This is a genomic window from Enterobacter sp. NFIX58 (genome assembly GCF_900110475.1).
Classification (GTDB): Bacteria; Pseudomonadota; Gammaproteobacteria; order Enterobacterales; family Enterobacteriaceae; genus Enterobacter; species Enterobacter quasiroggenkampii.
In genome coordinates this window covers 1-26,960 of sequence record NZ_FODW01000009.1, presented here as the reverse complement: position 1 = coordinate 26,960, position 26,960 = coordinate 1, and the positions used below count along the sequence as shown (strand labels likewise).

Annotated in this window: 24 protein-coding genes, 2 tRNA genes and 2 rRNA genes; 6 read left to right on the top strand and 22 right to left on the bottom strand. The window is 55.6% G+C overall.

What is annotated here, in order from left to right; translation table 11 throughout:
- The 8 genes from rffA to trxA form a co-directional block, all read right to left on the bottom strand.
- A complete protein-coding gene (gene rffA / locus BMW97_RS22105) occupies positions 1–1,131 on the bottom strand; it encodes a dTDP-4-amino-4,6-dideoxygalactose transaminase (protein WP_045909238.1) in 1,131 nt (376 codons plus the stop codon).
- A 4-nt stretch (positions 1,132–1,135) separates the two neighbouring features.
- Complete coding sequence (gene rffC / locus BMW97_RS22100; RefSeq protein WP_045909239.1) at positions 1,136–1,813, bottom strand: dTDP-4-amino-4,6-dideoxy-D-galactose acyltransferase; 678 nt, start codon at positions 1,811–1,813, stop codon at positions 1,136–1,138.
- Positions 1,810–3,072, bottom strand: coding sequence for a UDP-N-acetyl-D-mannosamine dehydrogenase (wecC, locus tag BMW97_RS22095; RefSeq protein WP_045909240.1), 1,263 nt, complete (start codon positions 3,070–3,072; stop codon positions 1,810–1,812). The genes rffC and wecC overlap by 4 nt, the downstream gene beginning before the upstream one ends.
- Positions 3,069–4,199 carry a non-hydrolyzing UDP-N-acetylglucosamine 2-epimerase gene (gene wecB, locus BMW97_RS22090; RefSeq protein WP_065365946.1) on the bottom strand — a complete coding sequence of 377 codons (1,131 nt, stop codon included), beginning with the start codon at positions 4,197–4,199 and terminating at the stop codon, positions 3,069–3,071. Before wecB ends, wecC begins: the two co-directional genes overlap by 4 nt.
- Positions 4,200–4,255: 56 nt before the next feature.
- Positions 4,256–5,302, bottom strand: a complete 1,047-nt coding sequence (gene wzzE, locus BMW97_RS22085; RefSeq protein WP_045909242.1) for an ECA polysaccharide chain length modulation protein — start codon at positions 5,300–5,302, stop codon at positions 4,256–4,258.
- 13 nt (positions 5,303–5,315) lie between these two features.
- Positions 5,316–6,419, bottom strand: a complete 1,104-nt coding sequence (gene wecA / locus BMW97_RS22080; RefSeq protein ID WP_045909243.1) for a UDP-N-acetylglucosamine--undecaprenyl-phosphate N-acetylglucosaminephosphotransferase — start codon at positions 6,417–6,419, stop codon at positions 5,316–5,318.
- Between the two features lie 238 nt (positions 6,420–6,657).
- Entirely contained in the window at positions 6,658–7,917 is a 1,260-nt protein-coding gene (gene rho, locus BMW97_RS22075; protein WP_008501566.1) for a transcription termination factor Rho, read from the bottom strand.
- A gap of 345 nt (positions 7,918–8,262) precedes the next feature.
- Complete coding sequence (gene trxA, locus BMW97_RS22070) at positions 8,263–8,592, bottom strand: thioredoxin TrxA (protein WP_006179218.1); 330 nt, start codon at positions 8,590–8,592, stop codon at positions 8,263–8,265.
- 144 nt (positions 8,593–8,736) lie between these two features.
- Here trxA and rhlB point away from each other — a divergent pair, with 144 nt between their 5' ends.
- Both rhlB and gppA read left to right on the top strand, forming a co-directional pair.
- Positions 8,737–10,005 carry an ATP-dependent RNA helicase RhlB gene (rhlB, locus tag BMW97_RS22065; RefSeq protein WP_045909244.1) on the top strand — a complete coding sequence of 423 codons (1,269 nt, stop codon included), beginning with the start codon at positions 8,737–8,739 and terminating at the stop codon, positions 10,003–10,005.
- A 6-nt stretch (positions 10,006–10,011) separates the two neighbouring features.
- Positions 10,012–11,496 (top strand): guanosine-5'-triphosphate,3'-diphosphate diphosphatase, encoded by a 1,485-nt coding sequence (gppA, locus tag BMW97_RS22060; protein ID WP_032654053.1) that lies wholly within the window; start codon positions 10,012–10,014, stop codon positions 11,494–11,496.
- A gap of 51 nt (positions 11,497–11,547) precedes the next feature.
- On the opposite strand, the gene rep is transcribed toward gppA, so the two are convergent.
- A complete protein-coding gene (gene rep, locus BMW97_RS22055; RefSeq protein ID WP_045909245.1) occupies positions 11,548–13,572 on the bottom strand; it encodes a DNA helicase Rep in 2,025 nt (674 codons plus the stop codon).
- An 85-nt stretch (positions 13,573–13,657) separates the two neighbouring features.
- On the opposite strand from rep, the gene ppiC reads away from it, so the two are divergent.
- Positions 13,658–13,939 (top strand): peptidylprolyl isomerase PpiC, encoded by a 282-nt coding sequence (gene ppiC, locus BMW97_RS22050; protein WP_008501570.1) that lies wholly within the window; start codon positions 13,658–13,660, stop codon positions 13,937–13,939.
- Positions 13,940–14,025: 86 nt separating this feature from the next.
- Here ppiC and ilvC read toward each other — a convergent pair whose 3' ends face one another.
- Positions 14,026–15,501 (bottom strand): ketol-acid reductoisomerase, encoded by a 1,476-nt coding sequence (gene ilvC / locus BMW97_RS22045; RefSeq protein ID WP_045909246.1) that lies wholly within the window; start codon positions 15,499–15,501, stop codon positions 14,026–14,028.
- A 152-nt stretch (positions 15,502–15,653) separates the two neighbouring features.
- Here ilvC and ilvY point away from each other — a divergent pair, with 152 nt between their 5' ends.
- Positions 15,654–16,544 (top strand): HTH-type transcriptional activator IlvY, encoded by an 891-nt coding sequence (gene ilvY / locus BMW97_RS22040; RefSeq protein ID WP_008501572.1) that lies wholly within the window; start codon positions 15,654–15,656, stop codon positions 16,542–16,544.
- Between the two features lie 45 nt (positions 16,545–16,589).
- On the opposite strand, the gene ilvA is transcribed toward ilvY, so the two are convergent.
- From ilvA to ilvL, 7 genes are all read right to left on the bottom strand, one after another.
- Positions 16,590–18,134, bottom strand: coding sequence for a threonine ammonia-lyase, biosynthetic (ilvA, locus tag BMW97_RS22035; protein WP_045909247.1), 1,545 nt, complete (start codon positions 18,132–18,134; stop codon positions 16,590–16,592).
- A gap of 2 nt (positions 18,135–18,136) precedes the next feature.
- Positions 18,137–19,987 (bottom strand): dihydroxy-acid dehydratase, encoded by a 1,851-nt coding sequence (gene ilvD / locus BMW97_RS22030; RefSeq protein WP_045909248.1) that lies wholly within the window; start codon positions 19,985–19,987, stop codon positions 18,137–18,139.
- A 60-nt stretch (positions 19,988–20,047) separates the two neighbouring features.
- Positions 20,048–20,977: a branched-chain-amino-acid transaminase gene (ilvE, locus tag BMW97_RS22025; RefSeq protein ID WP_023309654.1), complete on the bottom strand. Its 930-nt coding sequence runs from the start codon at positions 20,975–20,977 to the stop codon at positions 20,048–20,050.
- Positions 20,978–20,995: 18 nt separating this feature from the next.
- Positions 20,996–21,259: an acetolactate synthase 2 small subunit gene (ilvM, locus tag BMW97_RS22020; protein ID WP_006179206.1), complete on the bottom strand. Its 264-nt coding sequence runs from the start codon at positions 21,257–21,259 to the stop codon at positions 20,996–20,998.
- A complete protein-coding gene (ilvG, locus tag BMW97_RS22015; protein ID WP_045909249.1) occupies positions 21,256–22,902 on the bottom strand; it encodes an acetolactate synthase 2 catalytic subunit in 1,647 nt (548 codons plus the stop codon). The genes ilvM and ilvG overlap by 4 nt, the downstream gene beginning before the upstream one ends.
- A 2-nt stretch (positions 22,903–22,904) precedes the next feature.
- Positions 22,905–22,955, bottom strand: a complete 51-nt coding sequence (gene ilvX / locus BMW97_RS24195) for a peptide IlvX (protein ID WP_166792073.1) — start codon at positions 22,953–22,955, stop codon at positions 22,905–22,907.
- An 86-nt stretch (positions 22,956–23,041) separates the two neighbouring features.
- A complete protein-coding gene (gene ilvL, locus BMW97_RS22010; RefSeq protein WP_001311244.1) occupies positions 23,042–23,140 on the bottom strand; it encodes an ilv operon leader peptide in 99 nt (32 codons plus the stop codon).
- 340 nt (positions 23,141–23,480) lie between these two features.
- Between ilvL and BMW97_RS22005 the strand changes: the two genes are divergently transcribed.
- Positions 23,481–25,001, top strand: a complete 1,521-nt coding sequence (locus BMW97_RS22005; protein WP_045909250.1) for a YifB family Mg chelatase-like AAA ATPase — start codon at positions 23,481–23,483, stop codon at positions 24,999–25,001.
- Positions 25,002–25,031: 30 nt separating this feature from the next.
- Here the strand turns inward: BMW97_RS22005 and BMW97_RS22000 are convergent, their stop codons facing one another.
- Positions 25,032–25,370: a MaoP family protein gene (locus BMW97_RS22000; protein ID WP_008501577.1), complete on the bottom strand. Its 339-nt coding sequence runs from the start codon at positions 25,368–25,370 to the stop codon at positions 25,032–25,034.
- 118 nt (positions 25,371–25,488) lie between these two features.
- On the opposite strand from BMW97_RS22000, the gene hdfR reads away from it, so the two are divergent.
- The gene (gene hdfR / locus BMW97_RS21995; protein WP_045909251.1) at positions 25,489–26,310 is read left to right on the top strand and encodes an HTH-type transcriptional regulator HdfR; all 822 of its coding nucleotides are present in this window, start codon (positions 25,489–25,491) and stop codon (positions 26,308–26,310) included.
- 99 nt (positions 26,311–26,409) lie between these two features.
- Here hdfR and BMW97_RS21990 read toward each other — a convergent pair.
- From BMW97_RS21990 to BMW97_RS21975, 4 genes are all read right to left on the bottom strand, one after another.
- Positions 26,410–26,485 (bottom strand) — tRNA-Trp (locus tag BMW97_RS21990).
- A 53-nt stretch (positions 26,486–26,538) separates the two neighbouring features.
- Positions 26,539–26,615: transfer RNA gene (locus BMW97_RS21985), tRNA-Asp, on the bottom strand.
- Between the two features lie 56 nt (positions 26,616–26,671).
- Positions 26,672–26,787: ribosomal RNA gene (rrf, locus tag BMW97_RS21980) — 5S ribosomal RNA — on the bottom strand.
- A gap of 72 nt (positions 26,788–26,859) precedes the next feature.
- A 23S ribosomal RNA gene (locus tag BMW97_RS21975) occupies positions 26,860–26,960 on the bottom strand; the annotation flags it as partial.

Sequence of the window (26,960 nt, the reverse complement as noted above, 5' to 3'; positions counted from 1 at the left end):
TCAGCCGAAATAGCTCAGAAGGGTATTAATCACCGTACGCTGGTTAACTGGCGCGAGGTTGTAGAACAGTGGCAGACGAAGCAACCGCTCACTTTCTTTGGTGGTGTAACGGTCTTCACCCGCGAAGGTTCCAAACGCTTCGCCCGCCGGGCTGGAGTGCAGCGGAATATAGTGGAACACCGCCATAATTTCGGCTTCTTTCAGCCAGGCGATAAGCTCGCTCCGGTCGTCGTTATCGCGCAGCTTGATGTAGAACATGTGCGCGTTGTGGACGCAATCTGCCGGGATAGTCGGCAGCTCAATACGCCCGGCTTTGGCCAGAGGCTCAAGCGCATCGTAATAGGTTTGCCACAGGGAGAGGCGCTGCAGGTTGATGCGATCCGCGGCTTCCAGCTGCGCCCACAGGTACGCGGCCTGCAGATCCGCCATCAGATAGCTGGAGCCAATATCGCGCCAGGTGTATTTGTCTACCTGGCCGCGGAAGAACTGACTGCGGTTGGTGCCTTTTTCGCGGATCACCTCCGCACGCTCCACGAGCGCCCGGTCGTTAATCAGCGTCGCGCCACCTTCTCCGCCAGCCGTGTAGTTTTTGGTTTCGTGGAAGCTAAAGCAGCCGATATGGCCGATGGTACCCAGCGCGCGTCCCTTGTAGGTCGACATCACGCCCTGGGCGGCATCTTCCACCACAAACAGGTTATGTTTTTTGGCGATGGCCATGATGGTGTCCATTTCACAGGCCACGCCCGCGTAGTGAACCGGCACGATCGCGCGCGTTTTGTCGGTGATCGCCGCTTCAATCAGCGTCTCATCAATATTCATGGTATCCGGGCGGATATCCACAAAGACGATTTTCGCCCCGCGCAGGACAAACGCGTTCGCCGTGGAAACGAAGGTGTAGCTCGGCATGATCACTTCATCGCCGGGCTGGATATCCAGCAGCAGCGCGGCCATTTCCAGCGATGCCGTACAGGACGGGGTCAGCAGCACTTTGGCGCTGCGAAAACGCTGTTCCATCCACTGCTGACAGCGACGGGTAAAACCGCCGTCACCGCAGAGTTTGCCGCTGCCCATGGCAGACTGCATATAGTCGAGTTCCGTTCCGACGACGGGTGGTGCGTTAAATGGAATCATCTTGTCACCTGTATAACCAGTAGGCGGTGGCGTCGATGTTGGCACCACTCGCAATATAACGTTTAAGCGCGGCGGTGTTGCCCACCTGGGTCGCCACCCGCAGCGTCTCAACCTGCTGCTGCTGCGCCCAGTGCAGCGCCGCCTGCATGAGCTTCTCACCCATGCCACGCCCGGCTAATAAGCCAATACGCGCCTCGCGCGCGTTGAGCTTGCGAAGCGAGACGAACCCCTGGAGTTGACCGTCCCCTGCGCGGAAAACCAGGCAGACGTGATCAAAGGTGCCTTTAACCGCATTCTCTATCCACTGGGCATAGAAACGTCCGCTATCGTCAGGTGCATACCAGGGCGTACGAAAGCGACTCTGCGCAAACGCCTGAGCCGCCATCTGACGCAGCACGGGAATATCCTGTTCGGTTGCCATTTCCACACCGGGCGCATCGTGCCGGGTGAGGGTTATAGAAAGGTCTGCCTCACCTTCAACCAGCTGAAAGCCGCGTTGCTGGAGCGCGTCAAGCAGGTCGGTACGGTCCGCAGGGATCTTCGCCTGAATCCGTTGCCAGGCGTTCAAATCTGATTCAGCCAATACCGGCGCATCATCGCGCAGGCGCACAATGGCCGACGGCAGGCCGAAAAAGGCACTCTCCCACTGCAGGGGCTCGAGTACCCCGTTCAGGCTGTTCAACGCCAGACGCCTTTGGTATCAACCACATACTTCTGACGCACCGCATCACCAGGCGTCGCTTTAAACGCTTTATGATCCACCAGCAGCACCAGTACGTCCGCCGTCGCCAGCGCCTCATCCAGCGCTGTCAGCGTGCAGTGCCCCGCCAGTTTTGCCGGCAGTTCATGAATATTCGGCTCAACCACCAGCGTTTCACCCTTGTGCCATTCGGCAATCATCTGAGCAATTTCCATCGCCGGGCTTTCACGCAGGTCGTCAATATTCGGTTTGAAGGCCAGACCAAAGCAGGCAATTTTCAGCTCGCTGGCGCGCTTGCCGCTCTCTGCCAGACAATCCGCTACCGTGGTTTTGACCTGATTGAGCACCCAGTGAGGTTTGCTGTCATTGACTTCACGCGCGGTGCGAATCAGGCGCGCCTGCGCTGGGTTCTGCGCCACAATAAACCACGGATCGACGGCGATACAGTGTCCACCCACGCCCGGGCCTGGCTGGAGAATGTTGACGCGCGGATGGCGGTTCGCCAGGCTAATCAACTCCCATACGTTAATCCCCTGATCGGCACAGATCAGCGACAGTTCATTCGCAAAGGCGATATTGACGTCGCGGAAGCTGTTTTCCGTCAGCTTACACATCTCGGCAGTGCGGGAGTTGGTCACCACGCATTCGCCTTCCAGGAAAATCTTGTACAGCGCGCTGGCGCGTTCGGAACAGACGGGCGTCATACCGCCAATGACGCGGTCGTTTTTAATCAGTTCGACCATAACCTGGCCCGGGAGTACGCGCTCCGGGCAGTAGGCGATATTGATATCTGCCTGCTCCCCCGCCTGTTGCGGGAAGCTTAAATCAGGGCGCGCGTCGGCCAGCCACTGCGCCATCTGCTCGGTAGCGCCGACGGGAGAGGTCGATTCCAGAATCACCAGCGCCCCTTTCTTCAGCACAGGGGCAATGGACTTCGCCGCCGCCTCGACGTAGACCATGTCGGGCTCATGGTCGCCTTTAAAGGGCGTTGGAACGGCAATCAGGTAGGCATCCGCTTCAACGGGCGTCGTGCTGGCACGCAGGAAGCCGCCCTCCACCGCCTCTTTCACTACACGATCCAGATCGGGCTCGACAATATGAATTTCGCCACGGTTAATGGTTTCCACCGCGCGGGCGTTGATATCCACACCGACAACCTGTTTCTGACGAGAGGCAAACGCCGCCGCGGTGGGCAAGCCGATGTAGCCAAGACCAATGACAGAGAGGGTAGTAAAACTCATAGCGATACCTGATTGTGTTTAAGTGCATGCAAAATACGGCCACAAGCCTGCCCGTCTCCATAAGGATTATGGGCCCGGCTCATCGCCTGATACGTTTCATCGTCATGCAGAAGGCGCGTGACTTCTTCGACAATGAGCTGCGCGTTGGTGCCAACCAGACGCACCGTCCCGGCTTTCACCGCTTCCGGACGTTCAGTGGTTTCACGCATCACCAGAACCGGCTTGCCGAGAGAGGGCGCTTCCTCCTGAATGCCGCCGGAATCGGTAAGGATCAGCCAGGAATGGTTCATCAGCCAGACAAACGGCAGGTAGTCCTGCGGTTCAATCAGAAGGACATTTTCCACATGACCCAGGATGCGGTTAACCGGTTCGCTGACGTTAGGATTGAGATGGACCGGATAGACAATCTGCACATCGTCGTTCTGCGCGGCGATTTCAGCCAGCGCGTGACAGATTTGCTCAAAGCCCCGGCCAAAGCTTTCGCGTCGGTGGCCCGTCACCAGTATGGTTTTTTTACCGTTGTGCAGGAAGGGATAGCGGGCAGCGAGTTCTTTCTTAAGATCGTCGTTTGCGAGGACGCGGTCACGTACCCAAATTAACGCATCGATGACCGTATTGCCGGTCACAAAGATTTTGTTATCGGCGATATTTTCACGCAGCAGGTTCTGACGCGAGTTTTCCGTTGGCGCAAAGTGGTACATCGCCAGGTGGCCCGTTAGCGTGCGGTTGGCTTCCTCCGGCCACGGCGAATACAGATTGCCGGTACGCAGACCCGCCTCGACATGCCCCACGGGAATACGTTGATAAAACGCGGCCAGGCTGGTCGCCACGGTCGTGGTGGTATCTCCGTGTACCAGCACCACGTCAGGCTTGAATGACTCCAGGATCGGCTGGAGATCTTGCAGTATGCGACAGGTTATCTCCGTCAACCCTTGCCCCGGTTTCATAATATTAAGGTCGTAATCCGGGACGATGGAAAAGAGCGTTAAGACCTGGTCAAGCATCTCACGGTGCTGGGCCGTGACGCAGACTTTCGCTTCAATATCAGGATCGCTGGCCAGGGCATGAACCAGAGGTGCCATCTTAATGGCCTCCGGCCTGGTGCCAAATACGGTTAGTACTTTCACATCGATTCTCTTCGATTAGGCGATGAAGGCCGCAGCCTTCATCGTAGACGGCATTCTTAGTTTGTGCGACGACGCGTTAACGCCACGCCAGCGCCCGCCAGTGCACCGACAATCCCCCACATGATCATCAGGAATGCACGACGCGGACTGTCGCGTTTTACAGGTTCTTCAGGCGTTCGCAAATAACGATAGGTCTGAAAACGCGGGTCCAGAGAGGGACCGACATTAAGCGTATTGAGCATCGCGCGATTTTGATCGTAATCGAGGTCAACATCAGGACCGACGGCCTGGAGATTTTCCAGACGTGCCTGCAGCATAGGGCGACCAAGAAGGAACATTTCAGAGTCAGGCAGTTCATCAGCCGGCACGTCCGTCTCACTACGGGAAATATTGTGCTGTTCCGCAATTTTCAGCGCCTGCTCAATATTGTGTACACGGCGAGTGAAAATCGCTTTAGCCACCTCTTCCTGACGTTTCACCTGGGCTTTCATCTGGATGGTACGGGCCGCCCAGGCGCCTTTAAGCTCTTCGTTAAGATGGCTTGCGGCACGCTGGCTGGCAAACGCGACGTATTGACGCAGCAGGTTGTTGGCATCCGGCGCGGTTTCTGCAATCAGCTTGACGCTGTCATTCACGTTCCGCAGCGCATCGCCCGGCATAAACTGAATATTGTTAATCAGATCGTCCAGCAGGGCGGCATCGGCTTTGGTGTTATCAACCCGACGCTGCTTGTAGTAATCCGTCTGGGACCAGAAGTCGCGACGCGTATCCCACGAAGCCAGTTGCATCACAAACTCTTTGTAGGCCTCATCCATAACGGAAACCTGATCTGGCGTGGCGAGGTTGGCTTTGATATCCAGGTTTCGCAGAAATTGCTGCTGGGAATAGTATCCCCCAAGCATGTTAACCGTTGGTTTGTCCGTGATTGCCGTGGCGCTCCATTCCTGTTTTGCAAAGAACGTATAGGCCAGCGCTAACAGTGCAAATCCCAGCGCGATCCCCGCAATCCAAAGTTTGCCTGCCCATAACACGCGAAACAAACCCCGAATATCCAGTTCATTCTCTGTTACCACTGATTTCGCTCCCGCCAACGGTTGAGTCATCATAGTCCCGGTTTTATTTAGTTAATGTTGTGTTTTTGCCACTGTTACGACGCATCCGGCGTTTAATACGTTTTATGAACCGCGCCACTTTCCATGCGCGCTTAATGCAGTAGCCGTACAGGAAAAATGCTAGCAAGAATAATACCAACATGACCCATTCTGGCACAAAATGAGCATACTCCGCGGCAACACCCACTCCCGCAAGGATAGCAGCCGCTACGGTTATCAAAACAAATGCCTGTCTGGAGGTGAATCCAGCTCGCATGATCAAATGATGAATATGCTGTCGGTCGGCTGAGAAGGGACTCATCCCTTTGCGCAAGCGGCGATACATTATCGCAACCATATCCATTAACGGGATAGCGATAATCCACAACGCGGTAACAGGGCTGATAGGATGGACTTGTCCCTGAGTCGTTTCCAGCAAGATCCAGATGACGGTAAACCCAATAAGTGTACTGCCCGCATCACCCATAAAGACTTTATAGCGACGCCCCAGCGCACCGAGGTTTAACAGGATATAAGGCAGGATGGCGGCAATCATGGCGAAGCACCACATAGCAAGACTATATTGTCCGTCAAACCACAAAATAAAACCGATCGCGGCAAATGAGACGCAGGAGAGTCCCCCCAGCAAGCCATCAATACCATCGACCATGTTGAATGCGTTTATAGCCACCCATACGGCGAAAAGCGTCAGAAAATAGCCGAACGGGCCGAGCACCATCTCCCACGAGCCAAAAATATAGCCCAGGCTACTCAAGTAGAGTTTTGCTGAGACCATCATGGCAATGCCAACTGCCGCCTGCACAAAGGCGCGAATTTTAACGCTGATGTCATAACGATCGTCAAGCGCGCCGACGATAACCAGTACCGTTGAACACATCAGGTATAATTTGACATGTGGGACATAGTAGTTAGCAATTGCGAAGGCATAGCAAATACCAGCAAATACTGAGATACCACCCACCAGGGGGATCATACCCTGATGACGTTTCCGGAAGTTGGGTTTATCCACTAACCCCACGTATTTCGCCACCTTACGCGCAATAAACAGAAAACAGGTGGTGAATAAAAAAATACTGGTTAGATCAGTAAACGTATCGAATAGGTTCACAATGGATTCTCAACAAATGTTAGTCTCGGAAGTATAACCATGAAGGCTCATAGCCCGAAGGTAAAAGTAAACCTCTTGTGACCTCATTTGTATATTATTCAAGCTATTAATGTTTTTACTCTACGAATCGTCTTATTGTTACACCTACACGTCAAAATTGGGAGTAGGTGGTACTAGCGTATAGTCCATAAAAGAAAAACGCCACGTAAAAACGTGGCGTTCGCTGGCTTTATTTGCGTTACGAGCGTTTCATCATGTCGAAGAAATCGTCGTTGGTTTTGGTCATCGCCAGTTTGTTAATGAGGAACTCCATCGCGTCGATTTCACCCATTGGATGGATGATTTTGCGCAGGATCCACATTTTCTGCAGCTCTTCCTGAGTGGTGAGCAGCTCTTCTTTACGGGTACCGGAACGGTTGTAGTCGATAGCCGGGAAGACGCGTTTTTCAGCGATCTTACGAGAGAGGTGCAGTTCCATGTTGCCTGTACCTTTAAACTCTTCGTAAATCACTTCGTCCATTTTGGAACCGGTATCGATCAGCGCCGTCGCGATGATGGTCAGGCTGCCGCCCTCTTCGACGTTACGTGCAGCACCGAAGAAACGTTTTGGACGATGCAGGGCGTTAGCATCCACACCACCGGTCAGGACTTTACCAGACGCCGGGACCACGGTGTTGTAGGCACGCGCCAGACGGGTGATGGAGTCGAGCAGGATGATCACGTCTTTCTTGTGCTCAACCAGGCGTTTTGCCTTCTCGATAACCATTTCCGCAACCTGAACGTGGCGAGATGCTGGCTCATCGAAGGTTGAAGCAACCACTTCACCTTTAACCAGACGCTGCATCTCGGTCACTTCTTCCGGACGTTCGTCAATCAGCAGCACCATCAGCACACAGTCTGGGTGGTTATAGGCGATGCTCTGCGCGATGTTCTGCAGCAGCATGGTTTTACCCGCTTTTGGCGGCGCCACAATCAGACCACGCTGGCCGCGACCAATAGGTGATGCCAGATCCAGAACACGCGCGGTTAAGTCTTCGGTCGAACCGTTACCACGTTCCATACGCAGGCGAGAGTTCGCGTGCAGCGGCGTTAAGTTCTCAAAGAGGATCTTATTACGCGAGTTTTCAGGTTTGTCGAAGTTAACTTCATTGACTTTCAACAGCGCAAAGTAGCGTTCACCCTCTTTAGGAGGACGAATCTTACCTGAAATGGTGTCACCAGTGCGGAGGTTGAAACGGCGGATTTGGCTGGGGGATACGTAGATGTCGTCAGGGCCGGCGAGGTAGGAGCTGTCTGCAGAGCGGAGGAAACCAAATCCGTCTTGCAATATCTCCAGCACACCGTCGCCAAAGATATCTTCGCCACTCTTAGCGTGCTGCTTCAGGATGGCGAAAATGATGTCCTGCTTGCGCATACGAGCCTGGTTTTCCAGCCCCATATTTTCGCCGAGAGTGATCAGCTCAGAAACCGGCGTATTCTTTAATTCGGTAAGATTCATAATGGTGTGGGTTCTTAAACTCGGGGTGATTCTCGAACTTAATGTTGTGAATGGTATGGCAGGGTCATCCATGCCTGTTTAGCGGCCATCAACTCATGTCTGTTCGCTGTCTGGTCACAGGGAAAGAACGCAGAACTGAAACGACAAGACGGATTGAGTGACAAGCCCGGAATTTAGCCACTTCACGCACTGGATATGTCAACAGCGGGAAGTATCGGGTAAAACAAGATTCAAACAACAAGATATGTTTAAAACGAAGTCATAGCTAACTTAGCACGACTTCAGCCGGGCGTCCAGAGTTCCAGATCATTTAGCCGGGAGCTCTGAACGCGCAGCGGAGAAACCTTACGCCAGGTTAGCGTCCAGGAACTCTTTCAGTTGACCTTTGGACAGCGCGCCCACTTTGGTCGCCGCCACTTCGCCGTTTTTGAACAGCAGCAGGGTCGGAATGCCACGGATACCGTATTTTGGTGCGGTGCCCGGGTTCTGGTCGATGTTCAGCTTGGCAACGGTCAGTTTGCCCTGATATTCGTCGGCGATCTCATCCAGAATCGGGGCGATCATTTTGCAAGGACCACACCATTCAGCCCAGAAATCGACGAGGATCAGCCCGTCAGCCTTAAGTACGTCCGTGTCAAAACTGTCGTCAGTCAGGTGAATAATTTTATCGCTCATATATAACTCCACAGGAATAAGCCTGGTACGTTGGTTTTGTCTCCACCAACGACGTGTTGATGTCGCATTAACCAACTAAAGGTTGACTTTATTTCACCGGATACGCTTTCGTAAAGCAATAGTAAGCTGATATTCTACCACACTATGAGCAAAACACATTTAACAGAACAGAAGTTTTCCGACTTCGCGCTGCACCCGAAGGTGATTGAAGCCCTTGAAAATAAAGGGTTTCATAACTGCACGCCCATTCAGGCCCTCGCGCTGCCGCTGACGCTGGCCGGTCGCGATGTTGCCGGGCAGGCGCAAACCGGTACCGGCAAAACGATGGCGTTTTTAACGTCAACGTTTCATTATTTACTTTCTCACCAAGCGATTGCAGACCGCAAAGTTAACCAGCCGCGCGCGCTAATTATGGCCCCGACGCGAGAACTGGCGGTACAGATCCACGCAGACGCTGAACCCCTGGCGCAGGCTACCGGCCTGAAGCTGGGCCTGGCCTATGGCGGCGACGGCTACGATAAACAGCTGAAAGTGCTGGAAAGCGGTGTGGATATCCTGATCGGTACCACCGGCCGTCTTATCGATTACGCCAAACAGAACCACATTAACCTCGGTGCCATCCAGGTTGTGGTGCTCGATGAAGCTGACCGCATGTACGATCTGGGCTTCATTAAAGACATCCGCTGGCTGTTCCGCCGTATGCCTCCGGCTAACCAGCGCCTGAATATGCTGTTCTCTGCAACCCTCTCCTACCGTGTGCGCGAACTGGCGTTCGAACAGATGAATAACGCCGAGTACGTGGAAGTGGAACCGGAGCAGAAAACGGGTCACCGCATTAAAGAAGAGCTCTTCTATCCTTCGAATGAAGAGAAGATGCGCCTGCTGCAAACGCTGATTGAAGAAGAGTGGCCAGATCGCGCCATTATCTTCGCGAACACCAAACACCGCTGTGAAGACATCTGGGGCCATCTGGCTGCAGACGGCCACCGTGTTGGCCTGTTGACTGGCGACGTCGCGCAGAAAAAACGCCTGCGAATTCTCGAAGAGTTCACCCGTGGCGATCTCGATATTCTGGTCGCCACCGACGTGGCTGCACGTGGTTTACACATTCCAGCCGTAACGCACGTCTTTAACTACGATCTGCCAGACGACTGTGAAGACTACGTACACCGTATCGGTCGTACCGGTCGTGCGGGCGCAAGTGGTCATTCGATTAGCCTTGCGTGTGAAGAGTATGCGCTGAATCTTCCGGCCATTGAGACCTATATCGGTCACTCTATTCCGCAGAGCAAATACAATCCGGAAGCGCTGTTAAGCGAACTGCCGCCGCCTAAGCGTCTAACCCGCCCACGCTCCGGCAATGGACCGCGTCGTTCAGGCGGCGCACCGCGTAATCGTCGTCGTTCAGGTTAAGAAAATATGCTCAGCTCCACCTCGCTTTATGCAGCAATCGATCTCGGTTCGAATAGTTTTCATATGCTGGTTGTGCGCGAGGTGGCAGGAAGCATACAAACGCTGACGCGCATTAAGCGCAAGGTCCGCCTCGCGGCGGGCCTGAGCAGCGACAATCACCTCTCACCTGAAGCCATGGAACGTGGCTGGCAGTGTCTGCGACTCTTTGCCGAGCGTCTGCAGGATATCCCGCATGCCCAAATCACCGTCGTCGCCACCGCGACACTCCGCCTGGCGGTTAACGCCGTGGATTTTATTGCCAGAGCGCAGGAAATTCTCGGTTGCCCGGTTCAGGTTATCAGCGGTGAAGAAGAAGCTCGCCTGATCTATCAGGGGGTTGCACATACCACGGGGGGTGACGATCGCCGCCTGGTGGTGGATATCGGCGGTGCCAGTACCGAGCTGGTGACCGGCACCGGCGCGCAGGCAACGTCGCTGTTCAGCCTGTCTATGGGCTGCGTGACCTGGCTTGAGCGCTACTTTACCGATCGTAATCTGGGTAAAGAGAACTTCGACGAGGCAGAAAATGCGGCGCGCGAGGTGCTACGTCCCGTCATGGACGAGCTGCGCTATCACGGCTGGAAAGTGTGCGTGGGTGCGTCGGGCACCGTGCAGGCCCTGCAGGAAATCATGATGGCGCAGGGAATGGACGAGCGGATTACGCTTGCCAAGCTTCAGCAGCTAAAACAGCGCGCCATTCAGTGTGGACGCCTTGAAGAGCTGGAAATTGAAGGCCTGACGCTCGAACGCGCGCTGGTTTTCCCGAGCGGGCTGGCTATTCTGATCGCTATTTTCACCGAACTGAACATCCAGTGTATGACCCTGGCCGGCGGCGCGCTGCGTGAAGGTCTGGTCTACGGGATGCTGCATCTGTCGGTCGATCAGGACATCCGCAGCCGTACCCTGCGCAACGTGCAGCGTCGTTTTCTGGTTGATATCGATCAGGCAGGACGCGTATCGCAGCTGGCGTCACGCTTCGCCGATCAGGTCGCTAACGTCTGGGATCTTGAACCACTGAGCCGCGATTTACTGCTGAGCGCCTGTGCGCTCCATGAAGTGGGGCTGAGTATTGATTTTAAGCAGGCTCCTGCTCATGCAGCGTATCTGGTGCGCAACCTGGATTTACCGGGCTATACACCCGCACAGAAAAAATTGCTGGCAACGCTGCTGCTGAACCAGACCAATGCCGTCGATCTCTCGTCTTTGCATCAGCAAAACGCCGTACCGCCGCGTGTGGCCGAACATCTGTGCCGCCTGCTGCGTCTGGCGATTCTGTTTGCCAGCCGACGTCGCGATGATTTGCTGCCTGCGATCGGCCTGGTGGCCGATGACGAAAAACTGTCGCTGACGCTGCCGGAAAACTGGATTGAACGTCACCCGCTTGGGGCAGAGATGATCGATCAGGAGTGCCAGTGGCAGAGCTATGTGCACTGGGTGCTGGAAGTGAAGTAATACGCTGAACATTGCCGGGTGGCGGCTTAGCCTTACCCGGCCTACTCATCCTTATCCTTTCTCTTTGGCTTTTGCCAGCATGGCGCGAATGTTCGCCACGTTAGCCTGCCCCTTGTGCATCCGCTCTTCCGCAGTAATTACTTTGCGTTCCTGCTCCCAGATCAGGTCATCCTGCGGCAGTTCCAGCAGGAAACGGCTCGGCTCCGGGCGGACAAGTTCGCCATACTGACGGCGCTCTTTACACAGTGTGAACGTCAGCTCTTTCTGCGCGCGGGTGATCCCCACGTAGGCCAGGCGGCGCTCCTCGTCGACGTTGTCTTCATCAATGCTGCTCTGATGCGGTAACAACCCCTCTTCCATACCGACCAGATAGACATACGGGAACTCCAGACCTTTTGACGCGTGCAGCGTCATCAGCTGTACCTGATCGGCCTCTTCTTCGCTCTCGCCGCGCTCCATCATGTCGCGCAGGGTAAAGCGGGTGACGACCTGCGTCAGGGTCATCGGCTCGTCGATTTCAGAGCCCTCCAGCATTTCGGTCATCCAGCTGAAGAGCTGGTTGACGTTCTTCATGCGCATCTCAGCGGCTTTCGGGCTGGCCGAGGTTTCGTACAGCCAGGACTCATAGTCGATGCCGTGAATGAGATCGCGCACCGCCGCCACTGGCTCGCGCTCCGCGAGACGCTGCACTTCGCCGAGCCAGTGGGTGAATCGCGTTAACGAATCATAGCCGCGACCGGTTAATGTCTGGCTTAGCCCCATGTCGAAGCTGGCGGTAAACAGGCTTTTGTTACGCGTCATCGCCCACTCGCCGAGTTTTTGCAGCGTCGCCGGGCCAATCTCGCGTTTTGGCGTATTCACAATGCGCAGAAACGCGCTGTCGTCATCCGGGTTAGTGAGTACGCGCAGATAGGCCAGCAGATCTTTGATCTCTGGCCGTGAGAAGAACGAGGTCCCGCCCGAGATTTTGTACGGAATGCGGTTCTGCATCAGCATCTTTTCAAAGACGCGCGACTGGTGATTCCCGCGATAGAGGATCGCGTAATCCTTATATTCGGTTTTATTGACGAAGTGATGGGCGATCAGTTCACCGGTGACGCGCTCCGCTTCATGCTCTTCGTTATTGGCGCTGAGCACTTTCAGCTCCGTCCCGTAGCCCAGCTCGGAGAAGAGACGCTTCTCGAACACGTGCGGGTTATTGGCGATCAGGATATTTGCCGCTTTCAGGATACGCCCGGAGGAGCGGTAGTTCTGCTCCAGCTTAATCACCTGCAGCGCCGGAAAATCTTTGCTCAGCAGCACCAGGTTTTGCGGACGCGCGCCGCGCCAGGAGTAAATTGACTGGTCATCATCGCCGACCACGGTGAAACGCGCGCGCTGCCCCACCAGCAGCTTCACCAGCTCGTACTGGCTGGTGTTGGTGTCCTGATACTCATCCACCAGCAGGTAACGGATTTTGTTCTGCCAGCGCTCGCGAACCTCTTGATTACGCTGCAGCAGCAGCGTCGGCAGCAGGATCAGGTCGTCGAAGTCCAGCACGTTGCACGCTTTCATGTGCGCATCGTACAGACCGTAGCAGTGGGCAAAGATGCGATCCCGTTCGCCTTTGGCGATCGCCGCGGCCTGGGCCGGGGTCATCAGATCGTTTTTCCAGTTTGAGATCGTCGAGATCAGCTGCTGCAACAGAACCTTGTCATCTTCGATCAGCCCCTCGGTGAGCTCTTTGAGCAACGCCACCTGATCGGTATCATCAAAGAGGGAAAAGTTGGACTTCATGCCCAGCGCCGCATACTCGCGCTTGATGATATCCAGCCCCAGCGTGTGGAAGGTGGAGATCATCAGGCCGCGCGCCTCTTTGCGCCCCAGCGTCTGGCCGACACGCTCTTTCATCTCACGCGCCGCTTTATTGGTAAACGTCACCGCCGCAATGTGCCGGGCCTGATAGCCACAGCCGCGGATCAGGTGCGCAATTTTGTTGGTGATCACGCGGGTTTTACCGGATCCAGCCCCCGCCAGCACCAGACACGGTCCGGTGACAAATTCGACGGCTTGTTGTTGTCCGGGGTTTAAACGCATAAATGATCACTCAATGAAAGTCAGGAGGGGAGAATAACAGCGTGGTAGTATAGCGAGCCTAATCCATACCACTCAAGGCACGATCATGGCAAAAACAGCAGCAGCACTGCATATTCTTGTTAAAGAAGAGAAACTGGCTCTGGATCTTCTGGAGCAGATCAAAAACGGCGCCGACTTCGGCAAACTGGCGAAGAAGCACTCCATCTGTCCGTCAGGCAAACGCGGCGGCGATCTGGGTGAATTCCGCCAGGGTCAGATGGTACCGGCGTTCGATAAAGTGGTCTTCTCCTGCCCGGTGCTGGAGCCAACCGGCCCGCTGCACACGCAGTTCGGCTACCACGTGATTAAAGTGCTGTATCGCAAATAAAAAAGCCGGGTGGCGGCTACGCCTTACCCGGCCTACATCTTACGGTTTTGTAGGTCGGGTAAGCGAAGCGCCACCCGACAAAGTTGTTAACCCGCTACCGCGATACGCTTCATATCGGTCATGTAGCCACGCAGTTTGTGGCCCACTTTCTCGATCTGGTGGCTGCGAATCGCTTCATTCACATCGCGCAGCTGCGCGTTGTCCACGGCACCTTCTGCAATCGCTTTACCCAGATCGCCCGTCTGCAGAGTGGTCATAAACTCTTTCAGCAGCGGTACGCAGGCGTAAGAGAACAGGTAGTTACCGTATTCTGCGGTATCAGAGATCACCACGTTCATTTCGTACAGACGCTTACGAGCGATGGTGTTCGCAATCAGCGGCAGCTCGTGCAGTGATTCGTAGTACGCAGACTCTTCGATGATGCCGGAATCCACCATGGTTTCGAACGCCAGCTCAACGCCCGCTTTCACCATCGCGATCATCAGCACGCCTTTATCGAAGTACTCCTGCTCGCCGATTTTACCTTCATACTGTGGCGCGGTTTCGAACGCGGTTTTACCGGTCTCTTCACGCCAGGTCAGCAGTTTCTTATCGTCGTTCGCCCAGTCCGCCATCATGCCGGAAGAGAACTCGCCGGAGATGATGTCGTCCATATGTTTCTGGAACAGCGGCGCCATGATGGTTTTCAGCTGTTCAGACAGCGCGTAAGCACGCAGTTTTGCCGGGTTGGACAGACGGTCCATCATCAGCGTAATACCGCCCTGCTTCAGCGCTTCGGTGATGGTTTCCCAGCCGAACTGAATCAGTTTTTCCGCGTATGCCGGGTCGGTATCCTCTTCCACCAGCTTATCGAAGCACAGCAGAGAACCGGCCTGCAGCATGCCGCACAGGATGGTCTGCTCGCCCATCAGGTCAGATTTCACTTCGGCAACGAAGGAAGATTCCAGCACGCCCGCACGGTGGCCGCCGGTCGCCGCTGCCCATGCTTTGGCAATCGCCATACCTTCGCCTTTCGGATCATTTTCCGGGTGTACCGCGATCAGGGTCGGCACGCCGAAACCACGCTTGTACTCTTCACGTACTTCGGTACCCGGGCACTTCGGTGCCACCATCACCACGGTGATGTCTTTACGGATCTGCTCGCCCACTTCAACGATGTTAAAGCCGTGGGAGTAACCCAGCGCGGCACCGTCTTTCATCAGCGGCTGTACGGAACGCACTACGTCAGAGTGCTGCTTGTCCGGCGTCAGGTTAACCACCAGATCCGCCTGCGGGATCAGCTCTTCGTAGGTACCCACTTTGAAGCCGTTTTCGGTCGCTTTACGCCATGAAGCGCGCTTCTCGGCAATCGCTTCTTTGCGCAGGGCGTAGGAGATATCCAGACCGGAGTCACGCATGTTCAGGCCCTGGTTCAGACCCTGTGCGCCACAGCCGACGATGACCACTTTTTTACCCTGAAGGTAGCTTGCGCCATCGGCAAATTCGTCGCGCGCCATGAAGCGGCATTTGCCCAGCTGCGCCAGCTGCTGGCGCAAGTTCAGTGTATTAAAGTAGTTAGCCATGGGTGATACCTCGTGATGTTGTGTGTCTTATTGTTCGGTTCGCGTTTCAGCGAGAATGTACCCACATTACAACAGGAAATTTATTGCGGAAATTGATATATTCACAACGTCACATTGCAATTTTTGCAATGTAAAAAGAGGGAGTGGAATCGGTGGATTTACGCGATCTGAAAATGTTTCTTCACCTGGCGGAAAGCCGTCATTTTGGCCGCAGCGCGCGGGCGATGCACGTTAGCCCCTCCACGCTTTCACGCCAGATCCAACGCCTTGAGGAAGACCTTGGCCAGCCGCTGTTCGTGCGCGATAACCGCACCGTCACCCTCACGGAAGCGGGCGAAGAGCTGCGCATTTTTGCCCAGCAGACGCTGTTGCAGTACCAGCAGCTGCGGCACTCTATCGATCAGCAGGGGCCGTCACTCTCCGGCGAACTGCATATTTTTTGCTCCGTGACCGCCGCCTACAGCCATCTGCCGCCCATCCTTGACCGCTTCCGCGCGGCGCATCCGTCCGTTGAAATTAAGCTCACTACCGGTGACGCCGCCGACGCAATGGAAAAAGTGGTGACGGGCGAAGCGGATCTCGCCATTGCCGGGAAGCCGGAAACCCTGCCGGGCGCGGTAGCGTTCTCGATGCTGGAGAATCTGGCGGTGGTGCTGATTGCCCCGGCGCTGCCCTGCCCGGTGCGTAACCAGGTGTCGGTGGAAAAACCGGACTGGTCGACGGTGCCGTTTATCATGGCCGATCAGGGGCCGGTGCGACGTCGCATTGAGCTGTGGTTCCGCCGCCAGAAAATCAGCAACCCGTCGATTTACGCCACCGTCAGCGGTCATGAGGCGATGGTGTCGATGGTGGCGCTCGGCTGCGGCGTGGCGCTACTGCCGGAAGTGGTGCTGGAAAACAGCCCGGAACCGGTGCGCAATCGCGTGATGATTCTGGAACGCAGCGACGAGAAGACGCCGTTTGAGCTTGGCGTATGCGCACAAAAAAAGCGGCTGCATGAGCCGCTTATTGATGCGTTCTGGACGATATTGCCAAATCACTAAAGCCGGGTGGCGCTACGCTTACCCGGCCTACGCGCAGCTCACCCCTTAGCCTGCCAGGAAGAAGCGGAACGCCGGGTTATGGGTTTCGTCGTGACACTCATAGCCCAGCTCGTTCAGCCGCGTTTCGAAATCGGGCTCGTGCTCGCCCAGTTCAAACGCCGCCAGCACGCGGCCGTAGTCGGTGCCGTGGCTGCGGTAGTGGAAAAGGGAGATGTTCCAGTGCGTGCCCAGCGTGTGCAGGAACTTGAGCAGCGCGCCCGGCGATTCCGGGAACTCAAAGCTGAACAGGCGTTCTTTGAGCGGCTTCGAAGGACGGCCACCGACCATGTAACGCACGTGCAGCTTCGCCATCTCATCGTCGGAGAGATCGACCACGCTATAGCCGCCTTCATGAAGCAGGTTGAGGATCTCTTTGCGCTCCTCCACGCCACGGCTCAGACGCACGCCGACAAAAATGCAGGCATCTTTGGCATCGGCAAAACGGTAGTTAAATTCCGTCACCGAACGACCGCCCAGCAGCTGACAGAACTTCAGGAAGCTGCCCTTCTCTTCCGGAATGGTCACCGCCAGCAGCGCTTCACGCTGTTCGCCCAGCTCGCAGCGTTCGGACACGTAGCGAAGACCGTGGAAGTTCACGTTGGCACCGGAAAGCACGTGCGCCAGACGCTCGCCGCGGATGTTGTGCTGTGCGATGTATTTTTTCATGCCCGCCAGTGCCAGCGCGCCGGAAGGTTCCGCCACCGCACGCACGTCTTCGAACAGATCTTTCATCGCCGCGCAGATGGCATCGCTATCCACCGTGACGATATCGTCGAGATATTCCCGGCACAGGCGGAACGTTTCATCGCCAATACGCTTCACCGCCACGCCCTCGGCAAACAGCCCGACGCGCGGCAGGTCGACCGGATGCCCGGCCTCCAGCGCCGCTTTCAGGCAGGCGGAGTCTTCCGCTTCCACGGCAATGACTTTGATCTGCGGCATCAGCTGTTTGATCAGCACCGCCACGCCTGCGGCTAAACCGCCACCGCCCACCGGGACAAAAACGCGGTCGAGATGGGCATCCTGCTGCAGCAGTTCAAGCGCCAGCGTCCCCTGCCCGGCAATCACCATCGGGTGGTCGAATGGCGGCACCCAGGTGAACCCCTGCTGCTGCGCCAGCTCAATCGCTTTGGCTTTGGCTTCGTCAAAGTTGGCCCCGTGGAGTAAGACTTCGCCGCCGAAACCGCGCACCGCGTCGACCTTGATGTCTGCGGTAGCAACCGGCATCACAATTAGCGCTTTCAGACCCAGGCGAGCAGACGAGAACGCCACGCCTTGCGCATGGTTACCTGCCGAGGCGGTAATCACGCCGCGCGCTTTTTGCTCGTCGGTCAGTCCGGCCATCATCGCGTAGGCACCGCGTAGCTTAAAGCTGTGCACCGGTTGGCGGTCTTCGCGCTTCACCAGGATAACGTTGTCGAGGCGCGAAGAGAGTTTTTCCATTTTCTGCAGGGGGGTGACCTGCACGGCTTCATAGACCGGCGCGCGCAGCACCGCTCTCAGGTACTCCGCCCCCTCAGGGGCGGCGGATAAGGGTTGCGACTCGGCCATCGTTAGCCCCCAAGTTTCGATTTATCGCGCACCGCGCCTTTATCTGCACTGGTGGCAAGGCTCGCGTAGGCGCGCAGGGCGAAGGAGACTTCACGCTGACGGTCTTTCGGCGTCCAGGCTTTGTCGCCGCGCGCTTCCTGCGCTTCACGACGGGCCGCGATCTCCTGGTCGCTCAGCTTGAGCTGAATGCCGCGATTCGGAATGTCGATTTCGATCAGGTCGCCGTCTTCGATGATGGCGATGTTGCCGCCGCTTGCCGCTTCCGGCGAAACGTGACCGATAGAGAGGCCGGAGGTGCCGCCGGAGAAACGCCCGTCGGTGATCAGCGCGCAGGCTTTACCGAGGCCCATCGATTTCAGGAAGGTGGTCGGGTAGAGCATCTCCTGCATACCCGGGCCGCCTTTTGGCCCTTCATAACGGATGACCACCACGTCGCCTTCCACCACTTTACCGCCCAGGATAGCGTCTACCGCTTCATCCTGGCTTTCGTACACTTTCGCCGGACCGGTGAATTTCAGGATGCTGTCGTCCACGCCAGCGGTCTTCACGATGCAGCCATTTTCCGCAAAGTTACCGTACAGCACGGCCAGACCGCCGTCTTTGCTGTAGGCGTGTTCCAGCGAGCGGATGCAGCCTTCGGCGCGGTCATCGTCCAGGGTGTCCCAGCGGCAATCCTGCGAGAATGCCTGCGTGGTACGAATACCGGCAGGACCGGCGCGGAACATTTTTTTTACCGCGTCGTCTTTGGTCAGCATCACGTCGTACTGGTCCAGCGACTCCGGCAGCGTCAGCCCTAGCACGTTCTTCACGTCACGGTTCAGCAGCCCGGCGCGATCCAGCTCGCCGAGGATACCGATGACGCCACCGGCACGGTGCACGTCTTCCATGTGGTACTTCTGCGTACTTGGCGCAACCTTACACAGCTGCGGCACTTTACGGGAAAGCTTGTCGATGTCGCTCATGGTGAAGTCGATTTCGGCTTCCTGCGCGGCGGCCAGCAGGTGCAGAACGGTGTTGGTGGAGCCGCCCATGGCGATATCCAGGGTCATGGCGTTCTCGAATGCCGCTTTACTGGCGATGCTGCGCGGCAGCGCGCTGGCGTCGTCCTGCTCGTAGTAGCGCTTAGTCAGCTCAACGATACGTTTACCGGCATTGAGGAACAGCTGCTTACGGTCGGCATGGGTCGCCAGCAGCGAGCCGTTGCCCGGCTGAGACAGACCCAGCGCTTCGGTCAGGCAGTTCATGGAGTTAGCCGTGAACATACCGGAACAGGAGCCGCAGGTCGGACACGCGGAGCGTTCCACCTGATCGCTCTGCTCGTCAGAAACCTTCGGATCCGCACCCTGAATCATCGCATCGACCAGGTCGAGCTTGATGATTTTGTCGGAGAGCTTGGTTTTCCCCGCTTCCATTGGGCCACCGGAGACGAAGATCACCGGAATATTCAGGCGCAGGGAGGCCATCAGCATCCCCGGGGTGATTTTGTCGCAGTTGGAGATACAGACCATCGCATCGGCGCAGTGGGCGTTAACCATGTACTCCACCGAGTCGGCGATCAGCTCGCGCGACGGCAGTGAATAGAGCATGCCCCCATGGCCCATCGCGATACCGTCATCCACCGCAATGGTGTTGAACTCTTTCGCCACGCCGCCGGAGGCCTCGATTTGCTCGGCAACCAGCTTACCCAGATCGCGCAGGTGCACATGGCCCGGTACGAACTGGGTGAAGGAGTTCACCACGGCGATAATTGGCTTGCCGAAATCGGCGTCGGTCATTCCGGTGGCGCGCCACAGTGCGCGGGCACCCGCCATGTTACGGCCGTGGGTGGTGGTGGCTGAACGATACTTAGGCATGCTTTATTTACTCCCGTCTGACTATGTAATGGGACGGTGCGTGCCGTCCCAAATTTATATTTAGTGATTAACCTGATCCAACCAGCCGTATTTATCTTCTGTTTCGCCGGTGAAGAGGCCAAAGAACGCTTGCTGAATGCGTTTGGTGACCGGGCCACAGCGGCCTTCGCCCACCTGGATACCGTCTACGCTGCGTACCGGCGTGATTTCAGCCGCAGTACCGGACATAAATACTTCATCGGCCAGATAGAGGGATTCGCGGGACAGCACCTGCTCGCGCACTTCGATACCCAAGTCTTTCGCCAGCTTGATGATGGCGTCACGGGTGATGCCCGGCAGCGCGGACGAGGTGAATGGCGGCGTAAACAGAATGCCGTCTTTCACTTCAAACAGGTTTTCACCTGCGCCTTCGGAGATGTAGCCATTTACATCGAGTGCGATACCTTCCTGGTAACCGTGACGGCGCGCTTCGCTGCCGACCAGCAGGGAAGAAAGGTAGTTACCGCCCGCTTTAGCCGCGGTCGGGATGGTGTTTGGTGCAACGCGGTTCCAGGAAGAGACCATTGCGTCGATCCCCTGTTCCAGGGCTTCTGCACCCAGATAAGCCCCCCACGGGAACGCGGCAATGATCACATCCGTGGTATAGCCCGCTGGCGGGTTCACGCCCATACCGACGTCGCCCACGAAGACCAGCGGACGAATATAGGCGCTGGTCAGGTTGTTCTTACGGATCACGTCGCGGCAGGCTTCCATCAGCTCATCCACGCTCTGAGATACCGGGAAACGATAAATTTTGGCTGAGTCATGCAGACGCTGCATGTGTTCGCGATGGCGGAACACCACTGGCCCTTTGTGAGAATCGTAGCAGCGGATGCCTTCAAACACGGAGGTACCGTAATGCAGCGCGTGGGACATCACGTGGACCTTCGCGTCCTCCCAGCGAACCATCTCACCGTTGAACCAAATGTAATCAGCTTTTTTTGTCGTCATTTTTTCGTCCTGTCACGCTTAAGCGCGGATTTGTTGTGATGTGGTTGTGCTCTGGCAGATGGCAACATGGGCAACGTCTACCAGCTTTGATAACTGACTAAACAGTAAGTCGACCGACCGCGGGCTGGCAACGGTTAATTCGATACTGATGTTTTGGGCGTCAGTGGCCGTCTCCATATTCATAGAGCAAATCTGAAAACCACGATGACGCACCACACGCAAAACGCGCTCTAAGGTTTCCGGGTTGAAGCGAGCCTGTACGGCGACCTGATGCTGCATCATGATAATTTCTCCATCATTTGTGAGTTACTGGCACCAGGCGGTACCAGCGGCCAGACGTTCTCGAGTTCGTCGATTGAGACATGAAGCAGGTAAGGCCCCTCGCTGTTCAGCATGGTGTCGAGCGCCGCTTCAACCTGATCTTTACGGGTGATGTGCTGACCAGGGATGCCAAAAGCGCTGGCCAGCGTGAGGAAATCGGGGTTATCGGTAAGGGTCGTTTCGCTGTAACGCTCCTGGAAGAACAGCTGTTGCCACTGGCGAACCATCCCTAAACGCTGGTTGTCGAGCAAGACGATTTTCAGCGGTAACTGCTTGCGCTTAACGGTGCCGAGCTCCTGAACGTTCATCATGAAGGAGCCGTCACCGGAGATACAGATTACGGTATCGTTCGGGCGGGCAACCTGTGCGCCAACGGCGGCTGGCAGACCGAAGCCCATCGTCCCTAACCCGCTGGAAGTGATGAAATTCTCCGGACGGGTGTAGGTCATGTGCTGGGCTGACCACATCTGATGCTGGCCGACATCGGTCGTCACCACGCTGTTTGCCGGTTTACGGTCGGACAACTGCTTCAACAGCAGCGGCGCGTAGATGGCCTCGCCCGGGTGATCGTAACGCCAGGCGTGTTCAGCGCGCATATCGGCGGTGTGCTGACGCCATGCGTTGATATCCAGCGGCTGCTGCAATGCCGGTAACAGCGCGTTGAGATCGCCCTGCAGTGCGACGTGCGCCTGACGCAGCTTGTTCATCTCCGCCGGGTCGATATCCATATGGATGACTTTGGCGTTCGGCGCAAAGGTATTCAGCTTGCCGGTAACGCGGTCGTCAAAACGGGCACCGACGGCGATGAGCAGATCGCACGCCTGCACCGCCAGGTTTGCCGCTTTAGTGCCGTGCATCCCGAGCATGCCCAGATAGTACGGGTAGTCTGCATCTACCGCACCCAACCCTTTCAGCGTGCAGGTGGCAGGCATTTGCGTTACCGCAATAAATTCACGCAGGGCGGGAACGGCCTGCGCCATGCCTACGCCACCGCCAACGTACAGCATCGGCTGTTTTGCCTGCGCCAGCATCTGACGCGCCTCTTCAACTGCCGCATGCGGAAACGCGTCGTCGCTTCGAACGGTGGAGAAGTGCGGCTCCAGTTCGCCGAGTGCGACCTGGATATCTTTCGGGATATCCACCAGAACCGGGCCAGGGCGGCCGGAGCTGGCTACCTCGAATGCTTCAGCCATGACGCGCGGCAGCTCTTCCAGAGACTGAACGAGAAAACTGTGTTTGGTGCAGGCCAGCGATAAACCCAGTACATCGACCTCCTGAAAAGCGTCGGTACCGATGAACGGAGACGCCACCTGCCCGGTGATGGCGACAACGGGAACAGAATCCAGCAGCGCGTCAGCCAGGCCGGTGATCAGGTTAGTTGCGCCAGGGCCTGACGTCGCCATACACACGCCGGTTTTACCGGTCGCGCGGGCGTAACCAATGGCCGCCATCACTGCGCCCTGCTCGTGTCGGCACAAGAGATGTTCCACGCCGCCGTCATACAGTGCATCGTAAATCGGCATAATTGCGCCACCCGGATAACCGAATACTGTCTCGACTCCCTGCGCGCGCAACGCATGTACTACCCACTGTGCCCCATTCATAGTTAGTTCCCCGTCATAAATCGGGAGAAACAGAATTTTGTGCTAGTCGTCATTCTCTGCTCCTCATTTGCTTTTTTTAGTCATAAAAAAACCCCCGGACCTTTCGGTGCGGGGGTCTTAGTTCGTTAAGGCTTGATTTCTAAGCCTTTCCTCGTCCAAGTGCAGCCCCGCACGGTGGGATAATAATCACCACCACGCTAATCACGACCAGGCTAATCACTCGTAGAAGGGCTGTCATTTTCAGTTCTTTTTGCATCTTGTTCGAAGGAATACCTAAAGAGTTATCACAGTTTTCAAATTAAACACAAGATTTATTTATGACGGATTTGGTTAGCCCGCGAATCATATTTCTTAAAAGCGTTGTTTTATATACGGAAATTAGAAAATGAATATTTTTCATTTTTTTACTGTGGTGCTAACCGTCAAAACAGGATTTTTCCGTTCTGCGAGGAGCTTTCCACGATTATGAAATTGTTGCAATGCGCCATTAAAATCCCTGAACAAGCTGCGTAAATTCACGAAATGGCAATAAACAAACATAACGAGCACTGACATAGTCACACCAGGAGGTAGTGCAAATGTCACTGTCAGTTGTTTATACGCGTGCGGCCCTCGGGGTAAAGGCACCGCTTGTTTCCGTAGAGGTGCATTTGAGTAATGGGCTGCCCGGACTCACGCTTGTCGGGTTACCTGAAACGACGGTTAAAGAAGCCAGGGATCGCGTCCGTAGCGCAATAATAAATAGCGGTTATACCTTCCCTGCGAAGAAGATCACCATCAACCTTGCTCCCGCCGACCTGCCTAAAGAAGGGGGACGATACGATTTACCTATCGCAATTGCCCTTCTCGCGGCTTCTGAGCAGCTTAATACGACAAGGCTAGGCTCGTATGAGTTCGTGGGTGAACTCGCGCTCACAGGCGCGCTGAGAGGCGTTCCCGGCGCGATATCAGGAGCGCTGGAGGCCATACGAGCAGGCCGGCAAATCATTGTGGCCAATGAAAACGCATCAGAAGTGAGTCTTATCGCGGAAAAAGGATGCCTCATCGCGGGACATTTACAGGAAGTTTGTGCCTGGCTGGAAGGACGACATGAACTGTCCGAACCGGAGGAGTGTGACGAGGTTATAGCCGACGTCCCGGAGGATCTCAGCGAGATTATGGGACAGGAGCAAGGGAAGCGGGCGCTGGAGATTACGGCCGCAGGTGGACACAATCTTCTGTTGATTGGCCCGCCAGGTACGGGGAAAACGATGCTGGCGAGCAGGCTGAGCGGGTTACTTCCACCGCTCAATAACCATGAAGCGCTGGAAAGCGCCGCCATATATAGCCTCATCAGTTCTGCATCGTTGCAAAAACAGTGGCGCCGTCGTCCTTTTCGTTCCCCACATCATAGCGCTTCACTGACGGCGATGGTCGGCGGCGGGTCTATCCCCGGGCCGGGTGAGATCTCACTGGCGCACAATGGCATTCTGTTTCTCGATGAACTGCCCGAGTTTGAGCGCCGCGTGCTGGATGCGCTGAGAGAACCTATTGAATCTGGCGAAATACATATCTCGCGCACGCGGGCCAAAATAAGCTATCCCGCGCAGTTTCAACTGGTCGCTGCGATGAATCCCAGCCCGACGGGCCACTACCAGGGCAACCATAACCGCTGTACGCCAGAGCAGACGCTGCGCTATCTGGGAAAGTTATCCGGTCCGTTCCTCGACCGTTTCGATTTATCTCTCGAAATCCCGCTTCCTCCTCCGGGCCTGCTCAGGCAGACGGGCATCACGGGTGAAAGCTCTGCGAAGGTACGCGAGCGGGTGATCGCCGCCCAGGCACGACAGTACACTCGTCAGAACAGGCTAAATGCGCGGCTGGATAATGCCGGGATCCGGCAGTTTTGTGCCCTTAACAGTCAGGATGCGGTATGGCTGGAGGAGACGTTGACGCGCTTTGGGCTATCTATACGTGCGTGGCAGCGTTTGCTAAAAGTGGCCAGAACCATTGCTGACGTGGAGGGATGTACTGACATTGAGAGGAAACACTTGCAGGAGGCGCTGAGCTATCGCGCTATCGATCGTTTGCTGCTGCATCTGCAGAAGTTGCTGGCATAAAAAAAGGGGCCGTAGCCCCTTCTTATCATCTTAGTCATCAGACTCGGTGTAGTCTTCTGCACCTTCCATCTGCGGCTTACCGCCAGACAGCGTATGGAAGCGCTTTGGACGCTTAATGCGTGCCATATACTTGATCCACACACGTTCCGCTTCAGACTGCGGCTCACGCTCACCACGGCAAACAGAAACAAACTGTTTTTCGTCTTCGGTTGCAGGTTCACGCTTACCCAGATCCAGCTCGTTAAAGGCATAACCATGGCGCTCAAGCAGTTGAGCTTCTTTGATGGTGAAATCGCCGTGACGAGAGAACCCGCGCGGATAATGTTTATTGTCGAAAAAACGATTAGTCGTCGTAAAGCTTTCCGCCATCCTACACGCTCCTAATTCTTTGGCCGAGCTATTTATGGCGCGGAGTATTAGTTACGCTTGACAGAGTGTAAAACAAAACATTTAAATCATAACGACAAATAATTTTGCGGAGAAAGATGTGGATACGGAATTGCTTAAAACTTTCCTTGAAGTGAGCAGAACACGCCACTTTGGGCGAGCAGCGGAAGCCCTTTACCTGACGCAGTCAGCAGTCAGTTTTCGTATTCGACAGCTGGAAAATCAACTGGGTGTGAATCTTTTTACCCGCCATCGCAACAATATTCGACTCACGCCCGCCGGTGAAAAACTGCTGCCGTACGCAGAAACGCTGATGAATACCTGGCAGGCGGCACGCAAAGAGGTTGCACATACTTCGAGGCATAATGAGTTCTCGATAGGGGCCAGCGCTTCCCTGTGGGAATGTATGCTAAGTCAGTGGCTTACCCGGCTTTATCACTCTCATAGCCACCTGCAATTTGAAGCCAGGATTGCGCAACGGCAGTCGCTGGTTAAGCAACTTCATGAGCGCCAGCTTGATCTTCTGATCACAACCGAAGCCCCCAAGATGGACGAATTTAGCAGCCAGATCGTCGGTCAGTTTGGTCTGGCACTGTATGCCTCTGAACCGTCGATGATGAAGGCAGACCTGACCTATTTGCGCCTCGAATGGGGGCCAGATTTTCAGCAGCATGAGATGGGATTGATTGCACCTGATGATGTTCCACAGTTAACGACCAGCTCTGCGGAGATCGCCTGTCAGCAACTGCCCTTGCTGAGAGGTTGTACCTGGTTACCTGTTCGCTGGGCAGACACTAAAGCGGGGCTGCATACGGTGCTGGATTCCACCACGCTTACCAGACCGCTGTATGCGATTTGGCTGCAAAACAGTGATAAGCAGTCACAGATAAAAGATCTATTAAAAATCAATGTAATGGATTGATACATCAGCCAGCAGGAATGCTGGCTGAATAGTAAGAAGAGGCGTTTTTACAGGATTACAGGCAAAAAAAAATCCTTTGCCGAAGCAAAGGATTATATATGGCAGGGGCGGAGAGACTCGAACTCGCGACACCCGGTTTTGGAGACCGGTGCTCTACCAACTGAGCTACGCCCCTAAAGTTTTTTGCCATTAAGCCTGCCAGTAAGGCAGGCTTAATGTCTTAATAAGTGGCGGAACGGACGGGACTCGAACCCGCGACCCCCTGCGTGACAGGCAGGTATTCTAACCGACTGAACTACCGCTCCACCGAAGACTGCTTGTAACCACCGGATTAATGCACCGGCTTACTACTTAATTTGATGCCTGGCAGTTCCCTACTCTCACATGGGGAGACCCCACACTACCATCGGCGCTACGGCGTTTCACTTCTGAGTTCGGCATGGGGTCAGGTGGGACCACCGCGCTAAAGCCGCCAGGCAAATTCTGTTTAATCTGTATCAGGCTGAATTTTGATTGTTCGTCTCTTCGCCAAAACATCTTCGGCGTTGTAAGGTTAAGCCTCACGGTTCATTAGTATCGGTTAGCTCAACGCATCGCTGCGCTTACACACCCGACCTATCAACGTCGTCGTCTTCAACGTTCCTTCAGGA